Source organism: Pseudoxanthomonas sp. Root65, from assembly GCF_001427635.1.
GTDB lineage: Bacteria > Pseudomonadota > Gammaproteobacteria > Xanthomonadales > Xanthomonadaceae > Pseudoxanthomonas_A.
Genome location: NZ_LMHA01000001.1, coordinates 24,437 through 50,309, shown reverse-complemented (window position 1 = coordinate 50,309; position 25,873 = coordinate 24,437). Strand labels below are relative to the sequence as shown.

Genomic DNA, 25,873 nt, shown 5'->3' with positions numbered 1-25,873 from the left:
GCGCACCGCCGCCTGCGGAATGAGCCCGATTGTTCACGGCAAGGGCAGACGTGGGCACGGCCGTGGTCGTCAGAGCGTATCCCGTCCGGCGACCTCGACTTCGGCTCCCGCAGCACCAGCGGACCAAAGACGCCGAGTAGGGAGAATGGGATTCGGGTCCGCGCGTCACCATGCAACGTCGTGTACGTCCCGACATCCATGTCGCGTCCGTCCGTCGCGTAGCGTCACCGCATGCCGAACAGCATGGGCACGCTGTCAATGCCGAGCATGAAGTGCGTGGATGTCGGCAGCGACACGACACTGGTCGCAAGGAGTGGAAGTCCTAGAACGGCGCTCGACGCCTTGCTCCTAGCGCGCCGAAGTGGGGGCTCGCCCGGATGCACTCCATATAGGTGCGGCAGCTGACCAGACCCGATCAGCCAAGTACATACGCTTACCTGTTGCCCCGACTTCCCAAGCCTCTTGCCCCCGATGTAGCTTCCACCGCAAGGGGTGTCCCGCCGGGGTGGCGGACGCATGGACTCTGGCCTGCAATGGGCCGGAAGGGAGCGAAGGATGCAATCGTTTGCGACAGCGCTTTGTGCAGTGTTCACCACGGTCAAGGACAGCGGTTGGAAACCATCGCTCGGCTTGGTCCGAACGGCTTCCTTCATGCTGCTGCTGGCTTCCTTGCCAGCGTTAGCGATCGAGCCGTACCAGAACTACGACCGCAAGCTCAAGACTGCGGAGCGTGTGGCACCGTTGGGCGATGATCTGTTCGGGGACGAAGTAAGTCTCTACAACGGCAGTACCACATTTACGCAAGTGGACATGTCGCTGCCCGGCAACAGCGCGTTGCCTGTTGAACTTCGCCGCACCTTCTCGATTTCGCCGCAAGGTCTACTGCCAGAGAACATAGGCGCAATGGCGAACTGGGACGTCGCCGTGCCTCATATACATGGCGAATTCGGACCTGCGGGCTGGGTTGCAGGCGACGGGACCAATTTGCGTTGCAGCAAGACGACCGCTCCGCCTGGCTCGGGATACTTCAATACCGACGAACTGTGGTCGGGCAATCGGCTTTCCCTGCCCGGAGAAGGCAGCAAGATCATGATGGTCGCTCCCAGCGCAAAGCTTCCGGCGCCAACTGCGCCTGGCACTTGGCCGTGGATCACACAAGGCAACTATCGAATCGGTTGTCTAGCCTCGACAGCCAATGGTTACGCGGGTGAAGGCTTCCTTGTGCTCGCCCCCAATGGGTTGAAGTACTTCATGAACTGGATGGTGCAACGCGATGCCTCCAGCATGACCAAGCCGCTTCCAGGGACCGGACAACAGACAAGCGCGTCGAGGAAGACCTACTACCTGCTGGCTACGAGGGTAGAAGATCGCTTCGGCAATTGGGTCACTTATCAGTACACCGGCGACAAGCTGACACGCATTGAATCCAACGATGGGCGCTGGATCAACCTTTCCTACAATGGAGCGCTTGTCTCGTCAGTCACGTCATCGGCCGGTACCTACAGCTATCAGTATCAGTCCGCGAACTACCGGAGCGGCGGCACCAGTAGTTCCTACCTGAGTGGCGTTACCCGGCCTGATGGTTCGACCTGGACGTTCGCCATCAGTGGCTGGCTCTACCAGAAGTACAACCCGACGTTGTCGCCGGTTCCGGACTTCAGTGAGCCCGCGGACCAGATGGATTGCCCTGAGCCGGGCGAGCCTCATGGAACCTTCGGCTTGGTCGTCAAACATCCCTCGGGGGCAACAGGGACGTTTTCCTTCGGCTACCAACGTCATTATCGGACGCGGGTTCCCAAGCAGTGTTCGGCATGGGCGACAGGGCCCACAACGGGGTACTACCAGCTCAAGATCCCGAATTTCTTCGATATCTACAGCCTTCAGTCGAAGCAGATCACGGGTCCGGGGCTGCCCAGCATGACCTGGTCTTACAACTACGATCAGGTCTGGACTTTGGGTTTCTGCCGGACCAACGGCTTCTGCATGGATTTCCCGCCGTGTCCGACGTGCGCGCCCGCCGGACAAAAGTTCGTTACGGTGAGTAACCCGGATGGCAGCTTGAGCCGACACTCGTTCGGCGTGCAGTACGGCATCAATGAAGGTCGCCTGTTCAAGGCCGAGACGCTGTCCGGGGGCGCCGTAATGCGGGCAACGGAGAACGTGTACCACACGCCTGTCGCGGCAGACCTGGTGCCTGCTTCAATGGCGTCGCAGCTGAGCTCGGCCAGCTTCGATCCACTGGCTGACAAAGTCATACCTGTGCGTAGTACGGTGATCACGCAGGATGGCACTACGTTCTCGCGCAATGTCGTCGCCGGATGCCAAGGAGCAGGGACCTATTGTTTCGATGCACTGGCGCGTCCGACGGCAACCACGAAGTTCAGTTCGCTGGGTTACACGCGCACCGAAACGAGCGAATATCACGACAACACCTACTACTGGGTGCTGGGGCAGGGGGCGCGCGTCAGGTGTACTGCGCCGTCTTCGCCGCTGCCGACGGGGTGCGGCCCGACGGGTACCACGGTATCCCAGACCACTTACGATGCCCTTGCGCGACCAATAAGCCAGTCTTCCTTCGGGATGCTGAAGCAGACGCTTGGCTACTACACGGATGGCACCGTTGCGACGGTGAAGGATGGCAACAACAACGTCATAACGTTGTCCAGCTGGTACCGAGGCATACCAAGGTCCATTTCTTACCCCGATAGCACCGCGCAGTCTGCGACGGTCAATGATGTTGGTTGGATCACGTCGGTAACCGACCAGAACGGGTATGTGACTGGCTACGGCTACGACGCCATGGGTCGCCTGGCGAGTGTGGTGTATCCGACCGGCGACACCACCGTCTGGAACACCACGACCCAAGTCTTTGAGCAAGTCGCGGGGACTGAGTACGGCATCCCCACGGGCCATTGGCGCCAAACGGTCACTACGGGCAATGCCCGCAAGATCACCTACTACGACGCGATGTGGCGCCCGCTGGTGACGCGTGAGTACGACGCCGCCAACGAAACGGCGACTAAGCGGTTCCAGCGCTTCACCTACGATCACGCGGGCCGGACGACCTTTGCTTCTTATCCCGGCATTACGGATGCCCTGACGACAGGCAACTGGACCGCATACGACGCACTGGGACGTCCTACTTCAACCAGCCAAGACAGCGAGTTGTCACCAAGTCTGCTGACGACCACGATCCAGTATCTGACTGGCTTCCAGCAGCAAGTGACGAACCCGCGTGGCTTCTCGACGGTGACGCAGTATCAGGTCTTCGACGTTCCTACGACGGACTATCCCAATGGGATCACACAGCTGGCTGGGGCGGAAACTTCAGCGACAGAAATCTATCGGGACATCTTCGGCAAGCCGCAGCGCATTCGTAAGCGGAATGCCAGTGGGAGCCTCTTTGTTGATAGGCATTACGTCTATCAGGCCGATCAGCAACTTTGCAAGGTTATCGAACCTGAGACGGGTGCAACTGTGTTCGGTTATGACTGGGCTGGCAACATGACGCACAGTGCCGCGGGTCTGTACGGTTATGGAGATACCGGGGCCTGCAATCAGTCAGAGGCATGGGCAAGCGGGCGCGCCGTCGTTCGGACGTACAACAACATGAATCGACTTACGGCGCTTGCATTTCCGGGTGGTAGCGGAAATCAGTCATGGGAGTACTGGCCGGATGGCCTGCCTTACAAGATCACAACGCACAATGATGGGTTAAACGCTGGCATTGTGGAGAACACATACGCTTACAACAAGCGCAGGATGCTTACCGGTGAGAGCTCGACTCAGCTGGGTTGGTACACGTGGGGTCTTGGCTACGCTTACGATGCCAACGGCAGTCTGTCCACGCAGACTTATCCGGCCGGTCTTGCAATCAGCTACGCGCCGAATGCGTTGGGTCAGCCGACAGAGGTTCGTGATCAGTCTACCTACGCATATGCGACAGGGGTTAACTACTACCCGAACGGTGCTATCAAGCAATTCACCTATGGAAACGGGATCGTGCATTCGATGGCGCAGAATGCGCGTCAGTTGCCACAGAGAGTGCTGAGTTCTGGCATTGCAGACCTTCGATACGACTACGACCAGAATGGCAACGTCACGGTAATCGGTGACGAAACACCGGGCAGGAACAATGGCGTCTACAGTCGTTGGATGACCTACGATGGGTTGGATCGCCTTACCGCAGCCGGTTCTTGCATGTTTGGTGGCGACTGCTGGCATCGCTTCACCTACGATGCTTTGGACAACATGAAGTCGTGGAAGCTACCTGGCGTCAAAGACTATGCAGAGTATGTGTATGACGTCCACAACCGGCTCGGGAACATCAAGAATAGCGGTGGCGCAACCGTCGTCGGTTTCGAGTATGACCCACAGGGTAACCTCGCGAACAAGAGCGGCCAAGCGTATCAGTTCGACTATGGAAATCGATTGCGGTCAGTCATAGGAAAGGAGAACTATCGCTACGACGGTCATGGTCGTCGCGTACTTGCCTGGGATGTGGCATCCACGCACAGCATCTTGTCCATGTACTCCAATGGTGGGCAGGTTATGTACCAGGAGGACTACAAGAACGCTAAGAACCAGGAGAACATCTATCTTGCGGGTAGCCTCATTGCTATCCGAGAGTGGGCTCACTCTAACGTCCTCTCGGTCAAATTCCAGCATACCGACGCTTTGGGTAGTCCCATTGCGGTCACTAACCAGGCTGGTGTTGTCATCGAGCGTAACGACTACGAACCCTATGGCGCCATCATCGGCAAGCCCAATTACCAGGGTATTGGCTACACGGGGCATGTGCAGGATGCAGCTACCGGGCTGACGTACATGCAGCAGCGATACTACGATCCGACGGTGGGGCGGTTCTTGTCGGTGGATCCGGTGACGGCGTTGAGTAGTCCAGTTGGCATGTTCAATCGCTACAAGTACGCGGCGAACAATCCGTATCGGTTTGTTGATCCGGATGGCAGGAAGGATAAAGAAAGGGTTACCGGGTCCAACATTCCAGGAAACTCTGTCGCGCAGGCTCGTATTACCACTACCGCGAGTGGAATTGGAACTGGTGAAAACAAGCAAGCTCGTGACGCCGCTGCTTCCAATCCGGCTCTTCCATTGCCGGTGGGCGGCACAACAACCGGCGGCGGGACCTCGGTAAACTGGTTGGCAGCGATCAGAGGTTTCCTACTTCGCAGTATTATCGCGACGCCTCTGGTGATGCCTGGCGATTCAAGACGGCAAGATGGGCAGAATATTTTTAGAGTCGTTGGACCCGAAGAGCGTGCAAGCATAGCTGCGTCGGGAGGCTATTCACTTGCTCCGAATGGTTTCACGGTGAAGCAGTTCTGGCTAAGTTTGGGGGATGCACAGCGTTTCGGACGAATAGAGGCCGCTGCAGGACTTCCCGGAACTGATGTGACCAGATACATCGTTACGAGTTGGATTTCTAATGAAACTTCTCGATTAAGTCCGCCAATGATGCTGGACAGTATGGGAGCAAAATCTTTTGATGCAGTTTCGCTTGGAGCAGTGAATGCCGATGCCGCGAGGTCGGGGGGCATAAGAACCGTTGAAACTTTGGAGCCTTAGCATGAGCGGCTGGAATACAGTTGCGGAAATTGAATGTTTCGCTGCGGACGGCCTGCAGGATTTCGAGTATGAGATTCCTATGGCTCGCGCCAAGCCGGTAGTTAGGCTGCAGAGCAATCTTTATGTGTGCGGAATTATTGCTGGCCAATCTTTCGTGAAAGAAGGTCGGAATGGGGTCAAGTTGACTATTAGAGCGGTGGGTACGCAGAAGTTGGTGGATGATCTGTCGTCTACTCGAACACTTGAGTTACTTGACGGCCTTTCAGTTTTCGCAACTTGCGAGATATTGGGCGTTAGTTTGACGAGGCTGGAATCAGATCTTTGACCGCTAATTGGGGTCTTAGGTTGGTGTGAGCTTGCGAACCCCAGCATGCGTGAAGCTGGCGAGCTGGAGGTCCCCCTTTGCCTAGCGTCCCCCGGCTTCCCAACGGCTTACCACCCGCCCCCAACACCCCCACATTGACCCGCCCCCGCCCCAGCCCCTAAAATTCGCGGCTCCGCCGGAATAGCTCAGTTGGTAGAGCGGCGCATTCGTAATGCGTAGGTCGTAGGTTCGATTCCTATTTCCGGCACCAGACGTACCAGAAGGGCCGCCCGCAGGGGCGGCCCTTCTGCTTTCAGCTCACGCCACGGCCCGCCGGCTCAGTCCCTGATCGGGTTGATCTCGTCCACGAAGGTCAGCAGGTCGGCCATGGTGTACTTGCCTGCGGCCGTGGGCGTTGTGCCGGGCTTGAAGAGGCTGGGCTCGAACAGCGGGTTCTGCCGGCGGAACGACAGCGCATCGCTGTCCAGCAGGCCGATGAACGTCTCCGCCACGATCCGGCTGCCCACCTGACCCAGGCGGTCGCCGTTCTGCTGTACCTGGGCTTCCTTCAGCAGGTAATACCAGAGCGGAGTGTTGCTCCCCAGCCCCTGCGCGATGAGCACCTGGCCGTCCGGCCCGCTGCCCAGCTCCTGCGGGGTCAGCGGGGTCAGCTGCATGGTCGCCGCCACCGCCTGGCCCGAGGGCAGGCCCATCCGCACGCCGCGCATCAGGTTGCGGACGGGCAGGGAGCCGGCGCCGTTGGGCAGGCCATGCAGTTCCTCGGCCAGCAGCGGATCGATCTTCCGCGTGGCGTCGGGAGTGACGCCACCGCCGGGCAGGTCGTAGAAGCGACGCCAGTCGATGATCCAGTCGCTCGGCACCGGAATGTCGGTGGCCGCGCCACCGCCGGAAACCCCGCTGAAGCGGAACAGCAGCGCGAGCGTCGCCGGAGTGACGCCGCCGAAACGGAACACCCGGTTGTAGTTGTAGGCATTGCGCACCTGCGAATGTCCGAAGCGGTACGCCGCCACCGAAAACTCCACCGGCATGAACGCCTCGCCGGAAAAGTCGAAGAACGAGCGTCCGTTCTGCACGACGTCGGCCAGCACGGCGGGATCGCACAGCCGGGCCAGGAAGTCGTCGATCACCATGCGCTGGTAATGCCAGGTCACCAGCTTGCGCGCCTCCGTGAACAGGCCGGTCTGCGGAAAGCCTTCGGCTTCCAGCTTGTCGACGCATTTGTTGTGCAGCTTGATGAAGGCGAGATGGGTCTGCGCGACCACCAGGTTTTCGTCGTTGCGCGGATCGCCGATCACGGCGGTGCCATTGAGCCGCAGCAGATCGTGGGGCAGGCCGGCCGGGATGGTCGCGTCGCCCCCGCCGGTCTGGGTGGCACCCACGCGCAGCTTGCGGCGGCCGGGTTCGTACAGATAGGGCTGGGTGGAGGGGCCGGTGCCGTAGACCGAGTCGAGGTCGAGCTTGGGCGTGCGGAAATTGAAGACCGCCTGCGGATCCACCAGCACTTCCGGCATCGACGTAGGATCGAAGGTGATGTCGTGGTCGATGAACTGGCCCAGGTAGGTGAAGCCCGAGGGAATGCCGGGGTTGTCGCGGATGGGATCGGCGCCCGAAGGGTCGCGCATGGCATTGCCCAGTGCGGTCAGCGCGGCATCGTCGACTACCAGGCCGGGCAGGTTGGGGAACATGCGACCGAACCGGCCTGGATCGAACACCGGGCCCTTGGGCGGGGGTGTTTCGTTGCGGGGGTCGTAGCCATGCTGCGGCCAACTGGCGGGGGAGGCGCCGTAGCTGTAGCTGCACTTGCCGTAGGCATGTCCCGAATCGGGGCCTGGCTTCTTGCCGGGATTTCCGGGGGCAGCCTTCGTGGCAGGGGCGGACGCATGCTTTGCGGGGGTCTTCTTCACGGCCATGGTGAATCTCCTGATTCCTTGAGTGGAACGCCGGGGGACAGGCAGGGGCTGCAATCCCCGGCGTCGCGTGCGACCCGTGTCTGCATGCAACGCAGTGGTTGCAAGGTGTCGCGTAAGAGGCAACGCGCGCCTGCCGTTGCGACGGACAACCGTACGTCGCACGGGAAGCCTGCTTTCCTGCGGTTTTTCTTCATGCGGTGGGCAAGAGCGCGTCAGCGATGTGCGCGGTCAATGCCTGTGATGCATGGCGTCTTTCAATCGGAGCGCGCAATCCAATCGCGACGGCAGTACATCGATCGCGCAACGCATGCCGGACAGTACCCATGACGTGCGCGCGATGGCAGGGCGTCTCGCCATGCGCGACACCGGCCGGATACAGTGGGCGTCCCTGATCGTCGAGATGCCCGTGGCCAAGACCTCCGCCAAGTCGCGTACCGCCTACGTCTGCACCGAATGCGGCGCCGACCACAGCAAATGGCAGGGCCAGTGCGCCGACTGCGGCGCGTGGAATTCGCTCAGCGAGATCGTGCTGGAAACCGCCGTCGGCGCGCCCGCCGCCGCCCGCCGCAGTGGCTGGGCCGGCAAGGCCGAGGCGCCGAAGATCACCGCGCTGAAGGACGTGCGCCACAGCGAAGAAGCACGCGTGAGCACCGGCATCGGCGAGTTCGACCGCGTGCTGGGCGGCGGCCTGGTGGAAGGCGCCGTGGTGCTGGTCGGCGGCGATCCCGGCATCGGCAAATCGACCCTGCTGCTGCAGGCCGTGGCCCGCATGTCGGCCCATCTGCCGGCGCTGTACGTCACCGGTGAGGAATCGCTGGCCCAAGTCGCCGGCCGCGCCGTGCGCCTGGACCTGCCGCTGGACAACCTGCAGGCACTGGCCGAAACCGGCATCGAAACCATCCTGCAGCATGCCTCGGTCGCACGTCCCAAGCTGATCGTCGCCGACTCCGTGCAGACCCTATGGACCGAATCGCTGACCGCCGCGCCCGGCTCGGTCAGCCAGGTGCGCGAGAGCGCCGCCCGGCTGGTGCGCTACGCCAAGGAGACCGGCACCGCCGTGTTCCTGGTCGGCCACGTCACCAAGGAGGGCGGCATCGCCGGCCCGCGCGTGCTCGAGCACATGGTCGACGCGGTGCTGTATTTCGAAGGCGAGAGCGGCAGCCGCTTCCGTGTGCTGCGGGCTTTCAAGAACCGCTTCGGCGCGGTCAACGAGCTCGGTGTGTTCGCGATGGGCGAAAAGGGTCTGAAGGAAGTGCCCAATCCGTCGGCGATCTTCCTGTCCGGCAGCGCCCAACAGCCGGGCAGCTGCGTCATGGTCACCCGCGAGGGTACGCGTCCGCTGCTGGTGGAAGTACAGGCGCTGGTCGACAGCTCACCCTTGTCCAACCCGCGCCGCGTGGCCGTGGGCCTGGAGCAGAACCGCCTGGCCATGCTGCTGGCCGTGCTGCACCGGCACGGCGGCGTGGTGGTGGGCGACCAGGACGTGTTCGTCAACGTGGTCGGCGGCATCCGCGTGCAGGAAACCGCGGCCGACCTGCCCGTGCTGCTGGCGGTGCTTTCTTCGCTGCGCGACCGTCCGCTGGCCGAGAAGACGGTGGCGTTCGGCGAAGTGGGCCTGTCCGGCGAGATCCGCCCCGTGCCCAACGGCGAGGAGCGCCTGCGCGAAGCCGCCACCCACGGCTTCAAGCGCGCCATCGTGCCCAAGGGCAACGCACCGAAGTCCGGGACGTTCAAGGGGCTGGAGGTGGTCGCCGTGGAACGGCTGTCGCAGGCGCTGGAAGCAGCGGCGGAGTAGGGCGCCAGACAACGTTGTGGGAGCGACGTGAGTCGCGACTGTAGGATCGAGTCCGCCGGGAACAGTGTCGCGCGTGCCAGTCGTGCGATCGCGACTGACGTCGCTCCCACATTGAAAGCAGGCGGTTAGGCCCGCCTCAACACCATTTCATACACGAACTTGCTGCCGAAGAACGCCAGCAGCAACAGTGCCATGGCGGTGAGCGTCCAGTGCACGGCCTTGGCGCCGCGCCAGCCGTAGCGCCAGCGGCCGACCAGCAGGCCGCCGAAGACCAGCCACGACATCACGCTCAGCACGGTCTTGTGGCTGAGCTTCTGGGCCAGGAAGTTTTCGACGAACAGCACGCCGGTCAGCAGCGTGGCGGTCAGCAGGATGAAGCCGACCGTGATGGTGCGGAACAGCAGGTCTTCCAGTTCGGTCAGCGGCGGTAGCGCGCGCAGCCAGAGATGGAATTCGCGCCGGCGCAGGGCGCGCTCCTGCGCCCACAGCATCACCGCCAGCAGCGCAGCGATCGCCAGCGCGGCGTAGGCCAGCAGTGCCAGCCAGGCATGCAGCTGCAGGCGCCAGTCCAGTCCGTTCGTAGCCTGGTGGCCGTAGACGTGGTACGTGGTCAGCAACACGGCGGCCAGTGGGAACGCGATCACCCCGAGCGCGGCCATGCGGCCCTGGATCGCCACCAGCAGCGTCATCACCGCCATGCCCAGCGACACCAGCGACAGCGCCGCGAAGAAGTGCATGTCTGGCCCACCAGGCGTCCGCCACGCCACCAGCAAGTGGTAAGCGCCGTGCAGCAGCACGGCGCCCAGCGCAGGCCACAGCCAGGCGCGGATGCCTTCTCCCGGCTCGCGGCCCACGGAGCGGACCAGCAGGCCGGCAGCCAGCAGGTAAAGCGCGACGGCGATGAGAATGACTGTCATCGGAGGAGTGTCGCACAGCGGGCCGGTCGGCAGCACGGGCGCCCGGGGCGCGACCGCTTATAATTCCTGTCCGTTTTCCCTGGTCCTGCCTGCCTCATGTTCGAATCCCTGACCCAGCGACTCTCCGGCACCATCGAGCGCCTGCGCGGCCGCGGCCGCCTGAGCGAGGAGAATATCCGCGAGGCCACCCGCGAGGTCCGCATCGCCCTGCTGGAAGCCGACGTGGCCCTGCCGGTGGTGCAGGCGCTGATCGAGCGCATCAAGGTGCGCGCGGTCGGCCAGGAAGTGCTGAAGTCGCTGACGCCCGGCCAAGCGCTGATCAAGGTCGTCCGGGATGAACTGACCGCGGTGATGGGCTCGCAGGCCAGCGACCTGAACCTCAACGTGCCGGCGCCGGCGGTCATCCTGATGGCTGGCTTGCAGGGCGCGGGCAAGACCACGACCGTCGGCAAGCTGGCCAAGCACCTGCGCGAGAAGCGCAAGAAGAAGGTGATGGTGGTCAGCGCGGACGTCTATCGCCCCGCCGCCATCGAGCAGCTGAAGACGCTGGCGCAGCAGGTGGACGTGCTGTTCTTCCCATCCGATGCCGAGCAGAAGCCGGAAGCCATCGTCCGTGCCGCCATCGACGACGCGCGCAAGTCCTTCGTCGACGTGCTGATCGTCGATACCGCCGGCCGACTGGCGATCGACGAAGCGATGATGGCCGAGATCAAGGCGCTGCACGCGGCGGTCAAGCCGGTGGAGACGCTGTTCGTGGTCGACGCCATGACCGGCCAGGACGCGGCCAACACCGCCAAGGCCTTCAGCGAGGCGCTGCCGCTGACCGGCGTGGTGCTGACCAAGACCGACGGCGACGCGCGCGGCGGTGCGGCGCTGTCGGTGCGCTACATCACCGGCAAGCCGGTCAAGTTCATCGGCGTGGGCGAGAAGCCCGACGGCCTGGACGTGTTCCACCCCGAGCGCGTGGCTGCGCGCATCCTCGACATGGGCGACGTGCTGTCGCTGGTCGAGCAGGTCGAGCAGAACGTCGACCGAGAAAAGGCCGAAAAGCTGGCCGCCAAGGTCATCAAGGGCAAGAAGTTCGACTTGAACGACATGCGCGACCAGTTGGAGCAGATGCAGAACATGGGCGGCATCGGCGGCCTGATGGACAAGCTGCCGGGCATGGGCCAGATCCCCGAGCACGTGAAGCAGCAGGTGCAGCAGGGCAAGGAAGTGCCGCGCATGATCGCCATCATCAACTCGATGACCAAGAAGGAGCGCCGCAACCCCGCGCTGCTCAACGGCTCGCGCCGTTCACGTATCGCCAAGGGCGCGGGACTGACGCCGGCCGACGTCAACAAGCTGATGAAGCAGTACCAGCAGATGGAAAAAATGATGGGCAAGCTGGCCGGCGGTGGCATGAAGGGCCTGATGCGCAACATGAAGGGCATGATGGGCGGGCGTGGCGGGATGCCGTTCCGGTGAGTCGGTGAAGCACTGTAGGAGCGACGTCAGTCGCGACCGGATACCGCCGGCCTCCGTGGCGCTTTCTTTCGCTCGGTCGCGACTCACGTCGCTCCTACATTGAAAGACTCAGGCGCCGCATGACCTCCGCCTTCCTCAACGGACGTCCCGCCACCGCCGACGAACTGCGCGCCCTCGCGCTGGTCAACTACGGCCACTTCACCTCGATGCAGGTGCGCGATGGCGCCGTGCAGGGGCGGGCGTTGCATCGGCAGCGGCTGGAAGAGGCGACGCAGGGGCTGTTCGGCACGCGGCTCGACGGCGACGATGCGCTGAAGCAGGCCGCACGCGCGCTGCCCGAGGCCGGTCTTCGCGATGCCTCCGTGCGCATCACCGTGTTCTCCTCCCGTTTCGACTACCGCGATGCCGCGCGCGTCATCTCGCCCGACGTGCTGGTGACCCTGTCACCTGCCTCCTCACCAGAGAAGCCGGCGCTGCGCGTGAAGACCTACCCGTTCGTGCGCCCGCTGCCGCAGTACAAGCATGTAGGGACGTTCCCCCTGTTCCACTACCGTCGGCAGGCGTTGGCCGAGGGCTTCGACGACGCGCTGTTCGTCGATCCGGCAGGGCAGGTGGTCGAGGGCTCGATCTGGAACCTGGGCCTGTGGGATGGCGAGTCGATTGTCTGGCCCGAGGGGCCGGCCCTGCGTGGCACCGCGGAGCGGCTGTTGCAGCAGGCGCTGGACCGGGCGGGTATCCCGCAGCGGCACGGGCCGGTCGTGCGGGGGGAACTGGATCGCTACCGGGCGGGCTTCGCCTGCAATGCCAGTGGCGTGCAGCCGGTGGTCGCGGTGGATGCTGTCGCATGGGGTGCTGATACCGCCTTGATGGCGACACTGGCGGACGCCCTGGCATCCGTGCCGTGGGAGCCGCTGGCCTGACCTGTGCGGTCACTGGCAGGGGCGGGGTTTTCCTGACGGATTCAATGGCTTAGAATAGCCGGCTTACCTCGCCATTCTGGCGACTGGGCAACACTGGAAAACACCATGGTCAAGATCCGTCTCACCCGCGGCGGCGCGAAGAAGCGCCCCTTCTACCACATCATCGTCACCGACTCGCGCAGCGCGCGCGACGGCCGCAACATCGAGCGCGTGGGCTTCTACAACCCGGTCGCCGCTGGCGCCGAGAAGCGCGTCGAACTCGACATCGCCCGTGTGGACCATTGGGTCGGCAACGGTGCGCAGCTGACCGAAAAGGTCCGCAACCTGTACAAGGAAGTCAAGACCGCTCCGGCGGCCTGATGGCTTCGGCCGCGCAGACCGCGCGGCCTTCCTCACGCATGGACACCGAGCGCCCACCGACCCCGCAGAAGATGATTCTGCTGGGAAGGCTAATGGGCGCTTTTGGTGTGCGCGGCCAGATCAAGATCGAATCCTGGACCGAGCCGCGCGACGCCATCTTCCGCTACCAGCCGTGGACGCTGCGCGACGCCAGCGGCGGCGAGCGCGCGTTCAGCGGTGCGCGTGGCAAGGCCTCGGGCAAGCATCTGGTGGCGACGCTGCCGGGCGTTGAAGACCGCGATGAAGTGGAGGCGATGCGCGGGCTGGAGATCTTCGTCCCCCGTTCCGCACTGCCGCCGCCGAGCGCCGGCGAGTTCTATTGGGTCGATCTGGAAGGCCTGCGCGTGGTCAATGCCGACGGCACCGATTTCGGTACCGTCTCGCACCTGTTCTCCACCGGCGCCAACGACGTGCTGGTGGCGCGCGGCGACCGCGAGCGCCTGATCCCGTTCGTCGAACCCGACTATGTCCGCTCGGTGGATTTCGAGGCGGGCGTGGTCACCGTGGACTGGGATCCGGCGTTTTAGGAGTGAGTGGAGAGGAGTGAGGAGTGAGTGGGGGCGCTGCCGTCCTTGCAGTGCCTCGCCGTCATCTTTCCGCGTCGCCTTCCCCCGTGCGCTGTATCCGCTTTCGCTCACTCCTCACTCCTCACTCCTCACTCCTCACTCCTCACTCCTCACTCCTCTCCACTCACTCCTAGCCCCATGCGCATCGACGTCATGACCCTGTTCCCCGAATTCATCGCCCAGGCGGCGGCCGTGGGCGTGGTCGGGCGGGCGCAGGAGCGGGGATTGCTGTCGCTGCACGGCTGGAATCCGCGCGACTATGCCAGCGGCGGCTACCGCCGCGTGGACGACCGTCCGTTCGGTGGCGGTCCCGGCATGGTGATGATGATCGAGCCGCTGCAGGCCTGCCTGGCCGCGGTCCGCGCTGCCGATCCCGCGCCGGCCCCGCTGATCTACCTGAGCCCGCAGGGCGCGCCGCTGACGCAGAAGAAGGCGCGCGAACTGGCCGCGCTGCCGCGGATGATCCTGCTGTGCGGGCGCTACGAGGGCGTGGATGAGCGTTTCCTCGACGCCGAGGTGGACGAGGAGATCTCCATCGGCGACTACGTGCTGTCCGGTGGCGAACTGGCGGCGGCGGTGGTCATCGATGCGGTCGGCCGCCTGCAGGAGGGCGCGCTGAACGACGCCGATTCGGCCGTGCAGGACAGCTTCGAGGGCGATGGCCTGCTCGATTGCCCCCATTTCACCCACCCATCCAGTCACCCGTGGGGTGACGTCCCGGCGGTGCTGCGCTCCGGCGACCATGCCGCGATCGCCCGCTGGCGGCGCCAGCAGGCCCTGGGCCGGACCTGGCTGCGGCGGCCGGACCTGCTGGACGAAACCGCCCTGTCCAAGGCCGACCAGGCCCTGCTGGCGGCCTTCCGTGCCGGCCTGGCGGGCACGGACGGGGCAGGGTAGCCAGCCCGTCCGGGAATCCGGTAGAATGCGCGACCCTTGGGCGGTTCTCGCCCCCGGATCCCATAACAATATCGTGCAGCGCAATCCGGCGACTGCATCAGTTTCCGCTGTCGCAAGACACGATCACGCATACAAGCATTGGTGCCAACATGAGCAAGCTCCTCCAGGAATTCGAAGCCTCCCAGATCACGCGCGAGCTGCCCGCGTTCGGCCCCGGTGACACCGTGGTGGTCAACGTGAAGGTCAAGGAAGGCAACCGCGAGCGCGTGCAGGCGTACGAAGGCGTCGTCATCGCCAAGAAGAACGCCGGCCTGAACTCCGCCTTCACCGTCCGCAAGATCTCGCACGGCTATGGCGTCGAGCGCGTCTTCCAGACCCACAGCGCCTCCATCGACTCGGTCGAAGTGAAGCGTCGCGGCAAGGTCCGCGCCGGCAAGCTGTACTACCTGCGCGAACTGGAAGGCAAGGCTGCCCGCATCAAGGAAGACCTGGCCGCGAACGCCGCCGCCAAGGTGGCCCGTCAGGCCGCTGCCGCCGCTGCCGCCGAGTAATTCCGGCCCACGCGCGTCGCACGGACGGCCACCCTCGGGTGGCCGTTCGCGTTTCCGCCCGGCGCGTTTCGGTGCAGACTTGCGCCAACCGCGATGGAGAGGAGAAGGCCATGCGTGTGACGCGAATCCTGTTGCCCCTGTTGTCGGCCCTGCTGCTGCCGGCATGCGCAAGCGATCCGATGGCGGCCAACGACCCGTACACCGCCGCGCCTTTCGCCTGGTGTGCCGATGAAGCCCGCGCCGCCGCGTCGCAGCCGATGCCGAAGGACGCCAGCCCCACCCAACGACAGGCGGCCCGCGACTTCCACATGTCCAAGGCCTGCCAGCGCGCCTACGAGCACAAGGCCGAGCTTCCGTTTCCCGTCGTCCCGTCACGCCTGCCCTGAGGCCACTGTTTCCGTCTTCCGATGACCGAATCCGCCGATGCGTCCGTCCGCCTGGATCTGTGGCTGTGGGCGGCGCGCTTCTTCAAGACCCGCAGCCTGGCCAAGCAGGCCATCGAAACCGGCAAGGTCGATGCCGCCGGGCAACGCGCGAAGTCGTCGCGCGCCGTGCGCGTGGGTGACACGCTGGTGGTGACGCGGGGCGACGACGTGTTCGAGATCGAAGTGCGAGCGCTCAGCGACAAGCGGGGTCCGGCGGCGCTGGCGCAGCAGCTGTATCTCGAGTCGGAAGATGCGCGTGCGCGGCGGTTGGCGGCGCTGGCGGCACGGCAGGCCGAGCGCGCCGGCTACCAGGCACCGCAGTCGCGTCCGGACAAGCGGGCACGCCGGCTGATCCGTGCGTTGGGCGACATCGACGCGCTGTAGCGCGCCCACATGAAGAAGGGCGCCAGTGGAGCCCTTCTTCGTTACCGTCCCGGCGTGCGTACGTGGATCAGCGTCCGCCGCCCAGCATGCCGCTGCCGATCTTGAGGATGTCGCCCAAGCCCAGTTGGCCGTCGCCGTCCTGATCCAGCACGGCGCCCAGCAGGCCGCCGCCCAGTCCGCCCTGTTGCTGCGCGACCTGCCGCTCCTGTCCGAGCACCTGGCCGAGCGCGCTCGGATTCGCATTGCCCTGACCCAGGAAACGCTGGGCCAGGAACGACAGCACGATCGGCGCGAGGATCTTCATCAGCATCGCCGACTTGTCGCCGCCCAAGCCGGTGGCCTGGCCCAGGCTGGCTTCGGCGCGGGGCTGCGCGCCGCCGAAGATGTGACCGAGGATGGCGCCACCATCCGTCTGCCGGCTGGGCGCCGAGCCGCCGCCCAGCACCGCACCGAGCACGCTGCCCAGGTCCAGGCCGGCGTGGTCCTTCTGCAGCGCGCCGAACAGGGCTTCGGCGCCCTGCGGCTGCGCGGCGTTCTTGCCCAGCGCACCCAGCAGCAACGGCAGGGCCGCAGCGACCGCACCGGAGGCCTGCATCTGCCCCACGCCGAGCTGTTGCGACACCTGCTGCAACGGTGCGCCCTGCAGTTGGGCGAAGAGTTCTTCTGCGAGTGACTGGTTGCTCATCGTGCGGCCGTCCTCCTGGACGAGTGTGATAGTGGCGTAGGCCATCCTAGCGCCAAATTATGTGATCGCCGCCTCACAATAACGGCCGCCGACCGGCGGGCCTGGCACGTGGTCCGCCAGCCAGGCCGGCCAGCGGACCTCCGCCATCCCGCGGGACATCACGCCAGGTCGAAGCGATCCAGTTCCATCACCTTGGTCCAGGCGGCGACGAAATCGCCGACGAACTTCGCCTGGCCATCCTGGCTGGCATAGACCTCCGACAGCGCACGCAGCACCGAGTTGGAGCCGAACACCAGATCCGCGCGCGTGCCGGTCCACTTCACCGCACCGGTCTTGCGGTCGCGGCCTTCATAGCCGTTGGCGCCGGTGGCCTTCCATTCCGTGCCCATGTCGAGCAGGTTGACGAAGAAGTCGGTGCTCAGCGTGCCCGGCTTGTCGGTCAGCACGCCATGCGCGCTGCCATCCGCATTCGCGCCAAGCACGCGCAGGCCGCCGACCAGCACGGTCATTTCCGGCGCAGTGAGCGTCAGCAACTGCGCGCGATCCACCAGCAGGTGTTCGGCGGGCACGGCGGAGCGTCCCTTGAGGTAGTTGCGGAAGCCGTCGGCGAACGGCTCCAGCACCGCGAACGATTCCACGTCGGTCTGGTCGGCGCGCGCATCGGTGCGGCCGGGGCGGAACGGCACGCTGATGTCGTGGCCGCCGGCCTTCGCCGCCTGCTCGATGCCGACGCCGCCGGCCAGCACGATCAGGTCGGCCAGCGAAACCTTCTTGCCGCCGGACGCGTCCAGGTTGAATTCCATCTGGATGCGTTCCAGTGCCTTCAGCACCTTCGCAAGCTGCGCGGGCTGGTTGACGTCCCAGTCCTTCTGCGGCGCCAGTCGGATGCGCGCGCCGTTCGCGCCACCGCGCTTGTCGCCGCCACGGAACGTGGAGGCCGATGCCCATGCGGTGGAGACCAGTTCGGCCACGGACAGGCCCGAGTCCGCAATCTTCCGCTTCAGCGCCTCGATATCGCCGGCGTCGATGGTCGCGTAATCCGCCTTCGGCAGCGGGTCCTGCCAGACCAGTTCTTCCTTGGGCACTTCCGGGCCCAGGTAGCGCGCGCGCGGACCCATGTCGCGATGGGTCAGCTTGAACCAGGCGCGGGCGAAGGCTTCGGCGAAGGCCTGCGGATTTTCGAGGAAGCGCTTGGAGATCGGCCCGTAGATCGGATCGAAGCGCAGCGAAAGGTCGGTGGTCAGCATCTTGGGACGCTGCTTTTTGGTCTTGTCGTGCGCGTGCGGCACGTCCTCGGGCGCGTCCTTGGCGACCCACTGGTGCGCGCCGGCCGGCGACTTCTCCAGTTCCCACTCGAAGCCGAACAGGTTCTCGAAGAACTTGTTGCTCCACAGCGTCGGCGTCTGCGTCCAGGTCACCTCGATGCCCGAGGTAATGGTGTCGCCGCCGCGACCGCTGCCGAACTTGTTGTGCCAGCCGAAGCCCTGCGCCTCCAGTTCGTCGGCCTCGGGCTCGGCGCCGACGTTGTCGGCCGGGCCGGCACCGTGGGTCTTGCCGAAGGTGTGGCCGCCGGCGATCAGGGCGACGGTTTCCTCGTCGTCCATCGCCATGCGCGCGAAGGTGTCGCGGATGTCCTTGGCCGCCAGCAGCGGATCGGGATTGCCGTCCGGACCCTCCGGATTCACGTAGATCAGACCCATCTGCACCGCGGCCAGCGGATTCTCCAGGCGCCGCGAATGCACATCGCCGTCGGCGTTGTCGTCGGAAACCAGTACGCCCTTGTCGCCCGGCTTCTCGACGCCCTCCGAACCGTGCGCATAGCGGATGTCGCCGCCGAGCCACGTGGTCTCTCGGCCCCAGTACACGTCCTGGTCCGGTTCCCACACGTCCTCGCGGCCGCCGCCGAAGCCGAACGTGCGGAAGCCCATCGTCTCCAGCGCCACGTTGCCGGTGAGGATCATCAGGTCGGCCCAGGAAATGCCCTGGCCGTACTTCTGCTTGATCGGCCACAGCAGCCGGCGCGCCTTGTCCAGGCTGACGTTGTCCGGCCAGCTGTTGAGCGGCGCGAAGCGCTGCTGCCCGCGGCCGCCGCCGCCACGTCCGTCCTGGATGCGGTAGGTGCCCGCGCTATGCCAGGCCATGCGGATGAAGAGACCGCCGTAATGACCGAAGTCGGCCGGCCACCAGTCCTGCGAATCGGTCATCAGGTCGCGCAGGTCCTTCTTCAGTGCGTGGTAGTCCAGCTTGTTGAAGGCCTCGGCATAGTTGAAGTCGGGCGCCAGCGGGTTGGAGCGCGACGAATGTTGGTTCAACAGGTCCACGCGCAACTGGTTGGGCCACCAGTCGCGGTTGCCGGTGCCGCCGCCGGCGGTCTGGTGGAACGGGCACTTCGATTCGGTGGTCATGGACAGGTTTCCTTGGGCGGTCGGATGTGGAGGGCAGGGCGGGTCGAACGGAGGGACTGCAATGCGATACGGCGCGACGCGACGTCAGGCGCGCGCGGGTGTAGGGAAGGATGGGAGATGCCGGCAACGGCACAGCGGAAGCACTGACATGGCTCACGTCCTTGCAGGGCGTTGGCGGATGGCGACCAGACTAGGCAGTGCGAACGATCAATGAAAATCGTTTGTGACGAAGAGTTCGATAGCGGCTTTCAATGGTGCGTTGCGCCATCCGGAAACTCCTTTCGTGCGCGCCACAATACCCCGGGCACGTTACGCCGATGTTGTAGATGCGTGCGCAGGACGCGACCCTGCCGCACAGCGACGCAGACGTCAGAGCAGTGCCTTGAGGCGGTAGAGGGATTCCAGCGCCTGCTTCGGGGTCAGTTCGTCCGGGTCGATCGCGGCCAGTGCTTCCTGCGCCGCCGAAGGCGCAGCGAACAGGCCGAACTGCTGTGGCGCATCGAGTGCCTGCGGGGCCATGTCGGAGGCGTGCGTTTCGCGGCCGCGCTGCTCCAGTTCCGCCAGCCGACGACGCGCCTGTTGCAGCGTGGTCTTGGGCAGTCCGGCCAGCGCCGCGACCTGCAGGCCGAAACTGCGGTCGGCGGCACCGTCCTTCACGGCGTGCATGAAGACCAGCGTGTCGCCGTGCTCCACCGCGTCGAGATGGACATTGGCGATGCCGCTGCCGGGTTCGCTGGCCAGCGCAGTCAGCTCGAAGTAGTGGGTGGCGAACAGCGTGTAGCAGCGGTTGACCGACGCCAGGTGGCGCGCCACGGCATCGGCCAGCGCCAGGCCGTCGTAGGTGGAGGTGCCGCGACCGATCTCGTCCATCAGCACCAGCGACTGCGCGCTGGCGTGGTGCAGGATGTAGCTGGTCTCGGCCATTTCCACCATGAAGGTGGACTGCCCGCGCGCCAGGTCGTCGCCGGCGCCGATGCGGGTGAGGATGCGGTCGATCGGGCCGATCACCGCACGCGAGGCAGGCACGAAGCTGCCGATGTGCGCGAGCAGCACGATCAGCGCGTTCTGACGCATGTAGGTGCTCTTGCCGCCCATGTTCGGACCGGTGATCACCAGCATGCGGGGTTCGACAGGCTCACCCTGCGCGGCATTGCCAAGGCGCAGGTCGTTCGGTTCGAACGGCTCCTTGCGCACCGCCTCGACCACCGGATGGCGACCGCGATCAATGCGCAGGCCGGGCGCTTCGACGAGTTCCGGCTGCGCCCACTCCAGTTCCTGCGCGCGTTCGGCGAAGGCGGCCAGCACATCGAGTTCGCTCAGCGCGCCCGCGCAGCGCTTCAGGGGTTCCAGACGCGCGTTGAGCGTGTCCAGCAGCGCGTCGTACAGGAGCTTCTCGCGAGACAGCGAGCGCTCGCGCGCCGACAGCACCTTGTCCTCGAACTGCTTGAGTTCCTCGGTGATGTAGCGCTCGGCGCCGGTCAGCGTCTGCCGTCGGGTGTAGTGCACCGGCGCCTTGTCGGCCTGGCCCTTGCTGATTTCGATGTAGTAGCCGTGCACGCGGTTGTAGCCGACCTTGAGGGTGGCGATGCCGCTGCTCGCGCGCTCGCGTGCCTCCAGATCGACCAGGAACTGGTCGGCGTTGGTGCTGAGCCGGCGCAGTTCGTCTAGTTCGGCGTCGTAACCGTCGGCCAGCACGCCGCCGTCGGTGAGCTTGAGCGGCGGTTGCGGCGCAATGGCCGCCAGCAGCAGCGCGGCGGTGTCGTCGTGCTCTCCCAGTTCGGCGGCGAGCGCCTGCAGGCGCGGCGAATCGAGTGGCTGCAGGTGCTGGCGCACGTCAGGCAGCAGCGCCAGGCCGTCGCGCAGCGTGGACAGGTCGCGCGGGCGCGCCGAGCGCAGCGCCACGCGGGTGAGGATGCGCTCCAGGTCGCCGAGCGCGCGGAAGCCGGTCCGCAGGTCGCGGTCCGTCCCCTGGCCGATCAGCGTGGCCACGGCGTGGTGGCGTTGGCCGAGCAGCGTGCGGTCGCGCAGCGGGCGGTGCAGCCAGCGGCGCAACAGGCGGCCACCCATCGGGGTGACGGTGGTGTCCAGCACGCCGAGCAAGGTGTGCCGGGTATCGCCGTCGACGCGGGTGTCCAGTTCCAGGTGCCGGCGCGTGGCCGCGTTCATGGCGATGGCGTCGCTGGCGGACTCGAGCGCGATCGCGGTCAGGTGGGGCAGGCGCTGCTTCTGGGTTTCCTCGACATAGCCGAGCAGCGCGCCGGCGGCACCGGTGGCCAGCGCCTTGTCGTCGATGCCGAAGCCGGTCAGATCATGCAGGCCGAAGAAGGCCAGCAACTGGCGGCGCCCGCTGTCGGGATCGAACAGCCACGGCGCGCGCCGACGGATGCCGGTGCGCTGCTGCAGGAAGGCGGGCAGGCCTTCTTCGTCGGGCACCAGCAGTTCGGCCGGTTCCAGCCGGGCCAGCTCGGCTTCGAGTGCATCGTCGCTGTCGACCTCGTTGACCATGAAGCGGCCACCGGCCAGGTCGGCCCAGGCCAATCCGTAGCCCGAGCGGCCCCGGCTGACCGTCATCAGCAACGTATCGCGGCGCTCGTTGAGCAGGGCCTCGTCGGTCACCGTGCCGGGGGTGACCACGCGCACCACCTTGCGTTCCACCAGGCCCTTCGCCAACGCCGGGTCGCCGATCTGCTCGCAGATCGCCACCGATTCGCCCAGCGCCACCAGCCGCGCCAGATAACCTTCGCAGGCATGCACCGGCACGCCTGCCATCGGGATCGGTGCGCCACCGGAACTGCCGCGCTGGGTCAGCGTGATGTCGAGCAGCCGCGCGGCCTTGCGCGCATCGTCGTAGAACAGCTCGTAGAAGTCCCCCATCCGGAAGAACACCAGCAAGTCCGGATACTCCGCCTTGGCGGCGAAGAACTGCTTCATCAGGGGCGTGTGTTCCGACTTGTCTTTGCTCACGAGGCCAGCGGGGAGGGGGAGGCAAAAGGGCGTTGATTGTAGCGGCTGGGCGCAGGCGTCCGCCGCGCGCAGGGAGGCGGTCGCGTGGCCGCAGCCCTCTCTTCCGGCGTGCATGCCGCCATGCCATCGGGTCGTGGGCGTAATCGGAGTTCCGCACGATCGTTCGGAAAATCAGGGGCTTATCCGTGCCAAAGTGCTGGCCTGCGTATCGACGCAGTGCAGAATGCCGAGCTGTGAAGCGGGTGTTAATTTCGCGTTGACGCAAGGGGAGTTGCGTTCGTCATCGGCGGCACGACCGCTTGTCACACAAGAAACATCACAGGCACTCATCGCCAGCACATGACCCTTGGGAGGGGAGAACATGGTCAACGCATCGCCGAGGCACAAAGCGCTTTCGCTCGCCGTCTTCACCGCGCTCTGCGCCAGCTCGCATGCGTACGCGCAGCAGGCCGCCGCACCCGCCGGTGAGGAGGAGCCCACCACGCTCGCCACCATGACGGTCACCGCGCAGAAGCGCGAGGAAGCGCTGCAGGACGTGCCGATCGCGGTCACGGCCATTTCCGAACAGCTGCTGCAGGACACCGGCGTGCGCGACATCAAGGACCTGCAGGTCCTGGTGCCCGGCCTGACCGTGACCAGCACGCAGAGCGAGGCCATCACCACCGCGCGCATCCGCGGCATCGGCACGGTCGGCGACAACGTCGGCCTGGAGTCCTCGGTCGGCGTGGTGATCGACGGCGTCTACCGTCCGCGCAACAGCGTCGGCTTCGGCGACCTGGGCCAGCTGGAGCGCATCGAAGTGCTGAAGGGGCCGCAGGGCACGGTGTTCGGCAAGAACACCTCCGCCGGCGTGATCAACGTGGTCACGCGCCGCCCCAGCTACACGCAGAGCGCGGAAGGCGAGGTCACGGTGGGCAACTACAACGCCCTGGGGGTGTCGGGTGCCTACAACGATGCGCTGGGTGAAGTGGGCGCGTTCAACATCTACGCCGCCAAGCGCAAGCGCGACGGATGGATGGACGTGCGCAGGGGCAGCGGCCCGCGCCGCGAGACCGACGACAACGACCAGAACTTCCACACCGTGCGCGGCAGGGTGCTGCTGGAGCCGACCGAGAACCTCGAAATCATGGTATCGGGCGATTTCACCAGCCGCGAGGAGAACTGCTGCGCGGCGGTGCAGACCACCGTCGGTGCCACCGCAGCGATCCTCAACGCGCTGACGGGTGGCCAAGCGGTCGCGGCGCCGGGCGACAATCCGTTCGACCGCGTCGCCTACAGCAACCGCCCGACCACCCAGGACATCAAGGAGAACGGTGTGGCGCTGGAGGTGAACTGGGATTCGTCCTGGTTCGGCGGCGCCACCCTGACCTCCATCACCGCGCAGCGCGAGTGGGAGGCCATCAACGGCCTGGACTACGATTTCAGCACGGCCGACATCCTGTACCGCGTGGCGGACGAGGACGAGTCGTTCACCGGCTTCAAGACCTTCAGCCAGGAATTCCGGCTGACCGGCGCGACCGACCGCGTCGACTGGATGGTCGGCGCGTTCTACACCGACGAAGACCTGGACCGCACCGAAACCTATCGCATCGGGTCGCACTACGAGCCCTACCTGTCGGTGGCCCTGCTGTCGATCATCAATCCGGCCCTGGGCACCTCGCCGACCGCCCCGCTGTTCCTGTCGCAGGCGTCCGGCCGGCCGTTCGGTACGGTGTTCGCCGGCCTGGGCGCGCTGGACACGTACGAGCAGAGCGCCAAGAGCACGGCGTTGTTCACCAACAATACCTGGCACGCCACCGACGCCCTGGACCTGACCTTGGGCCTGCGCTACACCCGCGAGAAGAAGACGCTGGTGTCGAACTACAGCAACCCCAACGGTGGCGCCGGCTGTGGCGCGATGCTCGCCAATCCGGCGCAGGTCGTCGCCGCACTGGTCGCACGTGGCCTGTCGGTGGCGCAGGCCAGCGCCGCAGCGCCGACCGTGGTCGGCTACGGCTGCCTGCCGTGGGCCAACCCGCTGCACAACGCGCCCACGCGCGACACCGTGCAGTCGCGTGAAGAGAAGGAATGGTCCGGCACGGTCAAGGCGGCGTACCGCTGGAACGACAACGTGATGACCTACGGGTCGTTCGCGCGCGGCTACAAGGGCGGCGGCTTCAATCTCGACCGCGTGCAGTCCTCCAACGGCCTAAGCAGCGGCAGTGCGAACGGCATCCTGCCGGTCCTCGACACCTCGTTCGCGGGCGAGTTCGTGGACAGCTACGAGCTGGGTGCCAAGACCACCTGGCTGGACGGCAACCTGCTGCTTAACGCCACCCTTTTCCACCAGGAGTACGAGAACTTCCAGCTCAACAGCTTCCTGGGCACCAGCTTCGTGGTGCGCTCGATTCCCGAAGTCACCTCGCAGGGCCTGGACGCCGAACTGATGTGGCAGCCCAAGTCGATCCGCGGCCTGATGCTGCAAAGCGGTCTGATGTATGCCGATACCACCTATGGCGACACCATCCCGGGCGGCGATTTCGTCTCGCCGACCGGCGCGCTGTACAAGCTGCCCGGTGGGCAGATGAGCTTCGCGCCGAAATGGTCCGGCTCCGCCTCGATCACCTACGAATGGGACGTGGGCAGCCTGCTGGCGCGCTTCAACATCGGCGCCAAGTACGTGTCCGAGTACAACACCGGCTCCGACCTCGATCCGGAGAAGATGCAGGGCGCCTACACGGTGGCCAACGCCCGCTTCGGCATCGGCGCGCAGGACCAGCGCTGGATGCTGGAGTTCTGGGGCAGCAACATCACCGACGAGGAGTACGTGCAGGTCGGCTTCGATGGCCCGCTGCAGAACGTGTCGCCGGCGCCGAACAACCCGTTCAACACCTTCAACGCGTTCCTCGGCGCGCCGCGCATGTACGGCATGACCCTGCGCGTCCGTTACTGATCCCCTTCGGACGATGTCGCGAACGGCCCGCCCTCCAGGCGGGCCGTTTTCTTTCCGGCTTCCGGCAGGGCGACAGCACGCGGCAAATCGGCTACAACAGCGGCGAATCCCTGTCGGAACCGATGATGTCCGTGCCCACCGATGAAGCGCTGCGCGTCCTGGCCCACCATGTCGGCGAACGCCTGCGGCAGGGGCGCGAGCACCTGGTCACGGCCGAGAGCTGTACCGGCGGCTGGATCGCCAAGTGCGTGACCGACATCGCGGGCTCGTCGGACTGGTTCGACTGCGGCCTGGCGGCCTACAGCTACGAAGCCAAGCAGGCCCTGCTGGGCGTGCGGCCGCAGACGCTGGAGACGCATGGCGCGGTCAGCCGCGAAACCGTCATCGAAATGGTCTCGGGCGCGCTGGTGAGTTCCGGCGCCAGCGTCGCGGTGGCGGTCACCGGCATCGCCGGCCCGGGTGGCGGCAGTCCCGACAAGCCGGTGGGAACGGTGTGGATCGGCTGGAAGCGGCGCGGCGGCTACGCGCGGGCCGAGGTCTTCCTGTTCGATGGCGACCGCGATGCCGTGCGCAGGCAGACGGTCGAGACGGCATTGAAGGGGCTGGAGCAGCTCTGAGGTGATGTTGTCCCTGTCGTGAGGTGGCATTCGGCGACCTGCCGGATTTGTTTGCCAGGTCAACGCAAGCGGAATCCGCTGCCCTGGATATCCACGACGGGCCGGCCGATCGAGGCGGTAGTCGACAA

18 protein-coding genes and 1 tRNA gene are annotated in these 25,873 nt (G+C 65.4%); 14 read left to right on the top strand and 5 right to left on the bottom strand.

From position 1 onward, the window contains the following. Nucleotides 1-555: 555 nt before the first annotated feature. The 3 genes from ASD77_RS18350 (at nucleotide 556) to ASD77_RS00150 (ending at nucleotide 6,161) form a co-directional block, all read left to right on the top strand. On the top strand, nucleotides 556-5,586 hold the full coding sequence (locus tag ASD77_RS18350) for an RHS repeat-associated core domain-containing protein (RefSeq protein WP_200947342.1): 5,031 nt from the start codon (nucleotides 556-558) through the stop codon (nucleotides 5,584-5,586). Between the two features lies 1 nt (nucleotide 5,587). Continuing rightward, on the top strand, nucleotides 5,588-5,911 hold the full coding sequence (locus ASD77_RS17970; protein ID WP_156383414.1) for a hypothetical protein: 324 nt from the start codon (nucleotides 5,588-5,590) through the stop codon (nucleotides 5,909-5,911). 174 nt (nucleotides 5,912-6,085) lie between these two features. Continuing rightward, nucleotides 6,086-6,161: transfer RNA gene (locus ASD77_RS00150), tRNA-Thr, on the top strand. Nucleotides 6,162-6,228: 67 nt separating this feature from the next. Here ASD77_RS00150 and ASD77_RS00145 read toward each other — a convergent pair. Beyond that, nucleotides 6,229-7,821 carry a heme peroxidase family protein gene (locus ASD77_RS00145; protein ID WP_055935622.1) on the bottom strand — a complete coding sequence of 531 codons (1,593 nt, stop codon included), beginning with the start codon at nucleotides 7,819-7,821 and terminating at the stop codon, nucleotides 6,229-6,231. Nucleotides 7,822-8,221: 400 nt separating this feature from the next. On the opposite strand from ASD77_RS00145, the gene radA reads away from it, so the two are divergent. Then, complete coding sequence (gene radA, locus ASD77_RS00140; RefSeq protein ID WP_055940765.1) at nucleotides 8,222-9,616, top strand: DNA repair protein RadA; 1,395 nt, start codon at nucleotides 8,222-8,224, stop codon at nucleotides 9,614-9,616. A 125-nt stretch (nucleotides 9,617-9,741) separates the two neighbouring features. On the opposite strand, the gene ccsA is transcribed toward radA, so the two are convergent. Continuing rightward, nucleotides 9,742-10,533, bottom strand: a complete 792-nt coding sequence (gene ccsA, locus ASD77_RS00135; protein ID WP_055940762.1) for a cytochrome c biogenesis protein CcsA — start codon at nucleotides 10,531-10,533, stop codon at nucleotides 9,742-9,744. A gap of 96 nt (nucleotides 10,534-10,629) precedes the next feature. On the opposite strand from ccsA, the gene ffh reads away from it, so the two are divergent. From ffh to ASD77_RS00095, 8 genes are all read left to right on the top strand, one after another. After that, a complete protein-coding gene (ffh, locus tag ASD77_RS00130; protein WP_055935619.1) occupies nucleotides 10,630-12,000 on the top strand; it encodes a signal recognition particle protein in 1,371 nt (456 codons plus the stop codon). Between the two features lie 119 nt (nucleotides 12,001-12,119). Further along, nucleotides 12,120-12,920 (top strand): aminotransferase class IV family protein, encoded by an 801-nt coding sequence (locus ASD77_RS00125; protein ID WP_055935616.1) that lies wholly within the window; start codon nucleotides 12,120-12,122, stop codon nucleotides 12,918-12,920. A gap of 105 nt (nucleotides 12,921-13,025) precedes the next feature. Next, nucleotides 13,026-13,280 carry a 30S ribosomal protein S16 gene (gene rpsP / locus ASD77_RS00120; protein WP_055935613.1) on the top strand — a complete coding sequence of 85 codons (255 nt, stop codon included), beginning with the start codon at nucleotides 13,026-13,028 and terminating at the stop codon, nucleotides 13,278-13,280. Nucleotides 13,281-13,318: 38 nt separating this feature from the next. Continuing rightward, nucleotides 13,319-13,846 carry a ribosome maturation factor RimM gene (rimM, locus tag ASD77_RS00115; protein WP_055935610.1) on the top strand — a complete coding sequence of 176 codons (528 nt, stop codon included), beginning with the start codon at nucleotides 13,319-13,321 and terminating at the stop codon, nucleotides 13,844-13,846. Between the two features lie 177 nt (nucleotides 13,847-14,023). After that, entirely contained in the window at nucleotides 14,024-14,782 is a 759-nt protein-coding gene (trmD, locus tag ASD77_RS00110) for a tRNA (guanosine(37)-N1)-methyltransferase TrmD (protein WP_055935608.1), read from the top strand. A gap of 149 nt (nucleotides 14,783-14,931) precedes the next feature. Continuing rightward, nucleotides 14,932-15,333 (top strand): 50S ribosomal protein L19, encoded by a 402-nt coding sequence (gene rplS / locus ASD77_RS00105; protein WP_055935605.1) that lies wholly within the window; start codon nucleotides 14,932-14,934, stop codon nucleotides 15,331-15,333. A 110-nt stretch (nucleotides 15,334-15,443) separates the two neighbouring features. Next, nucleotides 15,444-15,719, top strand: coding sequence for a hypothetical protein (locus ASD77_RS00100; RefSeq protein WP_055935603.1), 276 nt, complete (start codon nucleotides 15,444-15,446; stop codon nucleotides 15,717-15,719). 21 nt (nucleotides 15,720-15,740) lie between these two features. Next, nucleotides 15,741-16,142, top strand: a complete 402-nt coding sequence (locus ASD77_RS00095) for an RNA-binding S4 domain-containing protein (RefSeq protein WP_055935600.1) — start codon at nucleotides 15,741-15,743, stop codon at nucleotides 16,140-16,142. A gap of 67 nt (nucleotides 16,143-16,209) precedes the next feature. Here ASD77_RS00095 and ASD77_RS00090 read toward each other — a convergent pair whose 3' ends face one another. The 3 genes from ASD77_RS00090 to mutS form a co-directional block, all read right to left on the bottom strand. Then, entirely contained in the window at nucleotides 16,210-16,827 is a 618-nt protein-coding gene (locus ASD77_RS00090) for a DUF937 domain-containing protein (protein ID WP_055940760.1), read from the bottom strand. A 158-nt stretch (nucleotides 16,828-16,985) separates the two neighbouring features. After that, nucleotides 16,986-19,232 carry a catalase/peroxidase HPI gene (gene katG, locus ASD77_RS00085; protein ID WP_055935597.1) on the bottom strand — a complete coding sequence of 749 codons (2,247 nt, stop codon included), beginning with the start codon at nucleotides 19,230-19,232 and terminating at the stop codon, nucleotides 16,986-16,988. A 369-nt stretch (nucleotides 19,233-19,601) separates the two neighbouring features. Then, nucleotides 19,602-22,163 carry a DNA mismatch repair protein MutS gene (mutS, locus tag ASD77_RS00080; RefSeq protein WP_055940757.1) on the bottom strand — a complete coding sequence of 854 codons (2,562 nt, stop codon included), beginning with the start codon at nucleotides 22,161-22,163 and terminating at the stop codon, nucleotides 19,602-19,604. 394 nt (nucleotides 22,164-22,557) lie between these two features. Here mutS and ASD77_RS00075 point away from each other — a divergent pair, with 394 nt between their 5' ends. Both ASD77_RS00075 and ASD77_RS00070 read left to right on the top strand, forming a co-directional pair. Further along, on the top strand, nucleotides 22,558-25,128 hold the full coding sequence (locus ASD77_RS00075) for a TonB-dependent receptor (RefSeq protein ID WP_055935594.1): 2,571 nt from the start codon (nucleotides 22,558-22,560) through the stop codon (nucleotides 25,126-25,128). 125 nt (nucleotides 25,129-25,253) lie between these two features. Beyond that, a complete protein-coding gene (locus ASD77_RS00070) occupies nucleotides 25,254-25,745 on the top strand; it encodes a CinA family protein (protein ID WP_055940755.1) in 492 nt (163 codons plus the stop codon). Nucleotides 25,746-25,873: the final 128 nt, after the last annotated feature.

What these genes read in the sequence shown, in the direction of transcription:
- rplS (WP_055935605.1), top strand. Translation starts at nt 14,932, where the DNA reads ATGAGCAAGCTCCTCCAGGAATTCGAAGCCTCCCAGATCACGCGCGAG.
- ASD77_RS00145 (WP_055935622.1), bottom strand. Translation starts at nt 7,821, where the DNA reads ATGGCCGTGAAGAAGACCCCCGCAAAGCATGCGTCCGCCCCTGCCACG.
- radA (WP_055940765.1), top strand. Translation starts at nt 8,222, where the DNA reads ATGCCCGTGGCCAAGACCTCCGCCAAGTCGCGTACCGCCTACGTCTGC.
- rimM (WP_055935610.1), top strand. Translation starts at nt 13,319, where the DNA reads ATGGACACCGAGCGCCCACCGACCCCGCAGAAGATGATTCTGCTGGGA.
- ASD77_RS18350 (WP_200947342.1), top strand. Translation starts at nt 556, where the DNA reads ATGCAATCGTTTGCGACAGCGCTTTGTGCAGTGTTCACCACGGTCAAG.
- rpsP (WP_055935613.1), top strand. Translation starts at nt 13,026, where the DNA reads ATGGTCAAGATCCGTCTCACCCGCGGCGGCGCGAAGAAGCGCCCCTTC.
- ASD77_RS00125 (WP_055935616.1), top strand. Translation starts at nt 12,120, where the DNA reads ATGACCTCCGCCTTCCTCAACGGACGTCCCGCCACCGCCGACGAACTG.
- ASD77_RS00075 (WP_055935594.1), top strand. Translation starts at nt 22,558, where the DNA reads ATGGTCAACGCATCGCCGAGGCACAAAGCGCTTTCGCTCGCCGTCTTC.
- ASD77_RS00095 (WP_055935600.1), top strand. Translation starts at nt 15,741, where the DNA reads ATGACCGAATCCGCCGATGCGTCCGTCCGCCTGGATCTGTGGCTGTGG.
- ASD77_RS00070 (WP_055940755.1), top strand. Translation starts at nt 25,254, where the DNA reads ATGTCCGTGCCCACCGATGAAGCGCTGCGCGTCCTGGCCCACCATGTC.
- ffh (WP_055935619.1), top strand. Translation starts at nt 10,630, where the DNA reads ATGTTCGAATCCCTGACCCAGCGACTCTCCGGCACCATCGAGCGCCTG.
- mutS (WP_055940757.1), bottom strand. Translation starts at nt 22,163, where the DNA reads ATGAAGCAGTTCTTCGCCGCCAAGGCGGAGTATCCGGACTTGCTGGTG.
- ASD77_RS00090 (WP_055940760.1), bottom strand. Translation starts at nt 16,827, where the DNA reads ATGAGCAACCAGTCACTCGCAGAAGAACTCTTCGCCCAACTGCAGGGC.
- katG (WP_055935597.1), bottom strand. Translation starts at nt 19,232, where the DNA reads ATGACCACCGAATCGAAGTGCCCGTTCCACCAGACCGCCGGCGGCGGC.
- ASD77_RS17970 (WP_156383414.1), top strand. Translation starts at nt 5,588, where the DNA reads ATGAGCGGCTGGAATACAGTTGCGGAAATTGAATGTTTCGCTGCGGAC.
- trmD (WP_055935608.1), top strand. Translation starts at nt 14,024, where the DNA reads ATGCGCATCGACGTCATGACCCTGTTCCCCGAATTCATCGCCCAGGCG.
- ASD77_RS00100 (WP_055935603.1), top strand. Translation starts at nt 15,444, where the DNA reads ATGCGTGTGACGCGAATCCTGTTGCCCCTGTTGTCGGCCCTGCTGCTG.
- ccsA (WP_055940762.1), bottom strand. Translation starts at nt 10,533, where the DNA reads ATGACAGTCATTCTCATCGCCGTCGCGCTTTACCTGCTGGCTGCCGGC.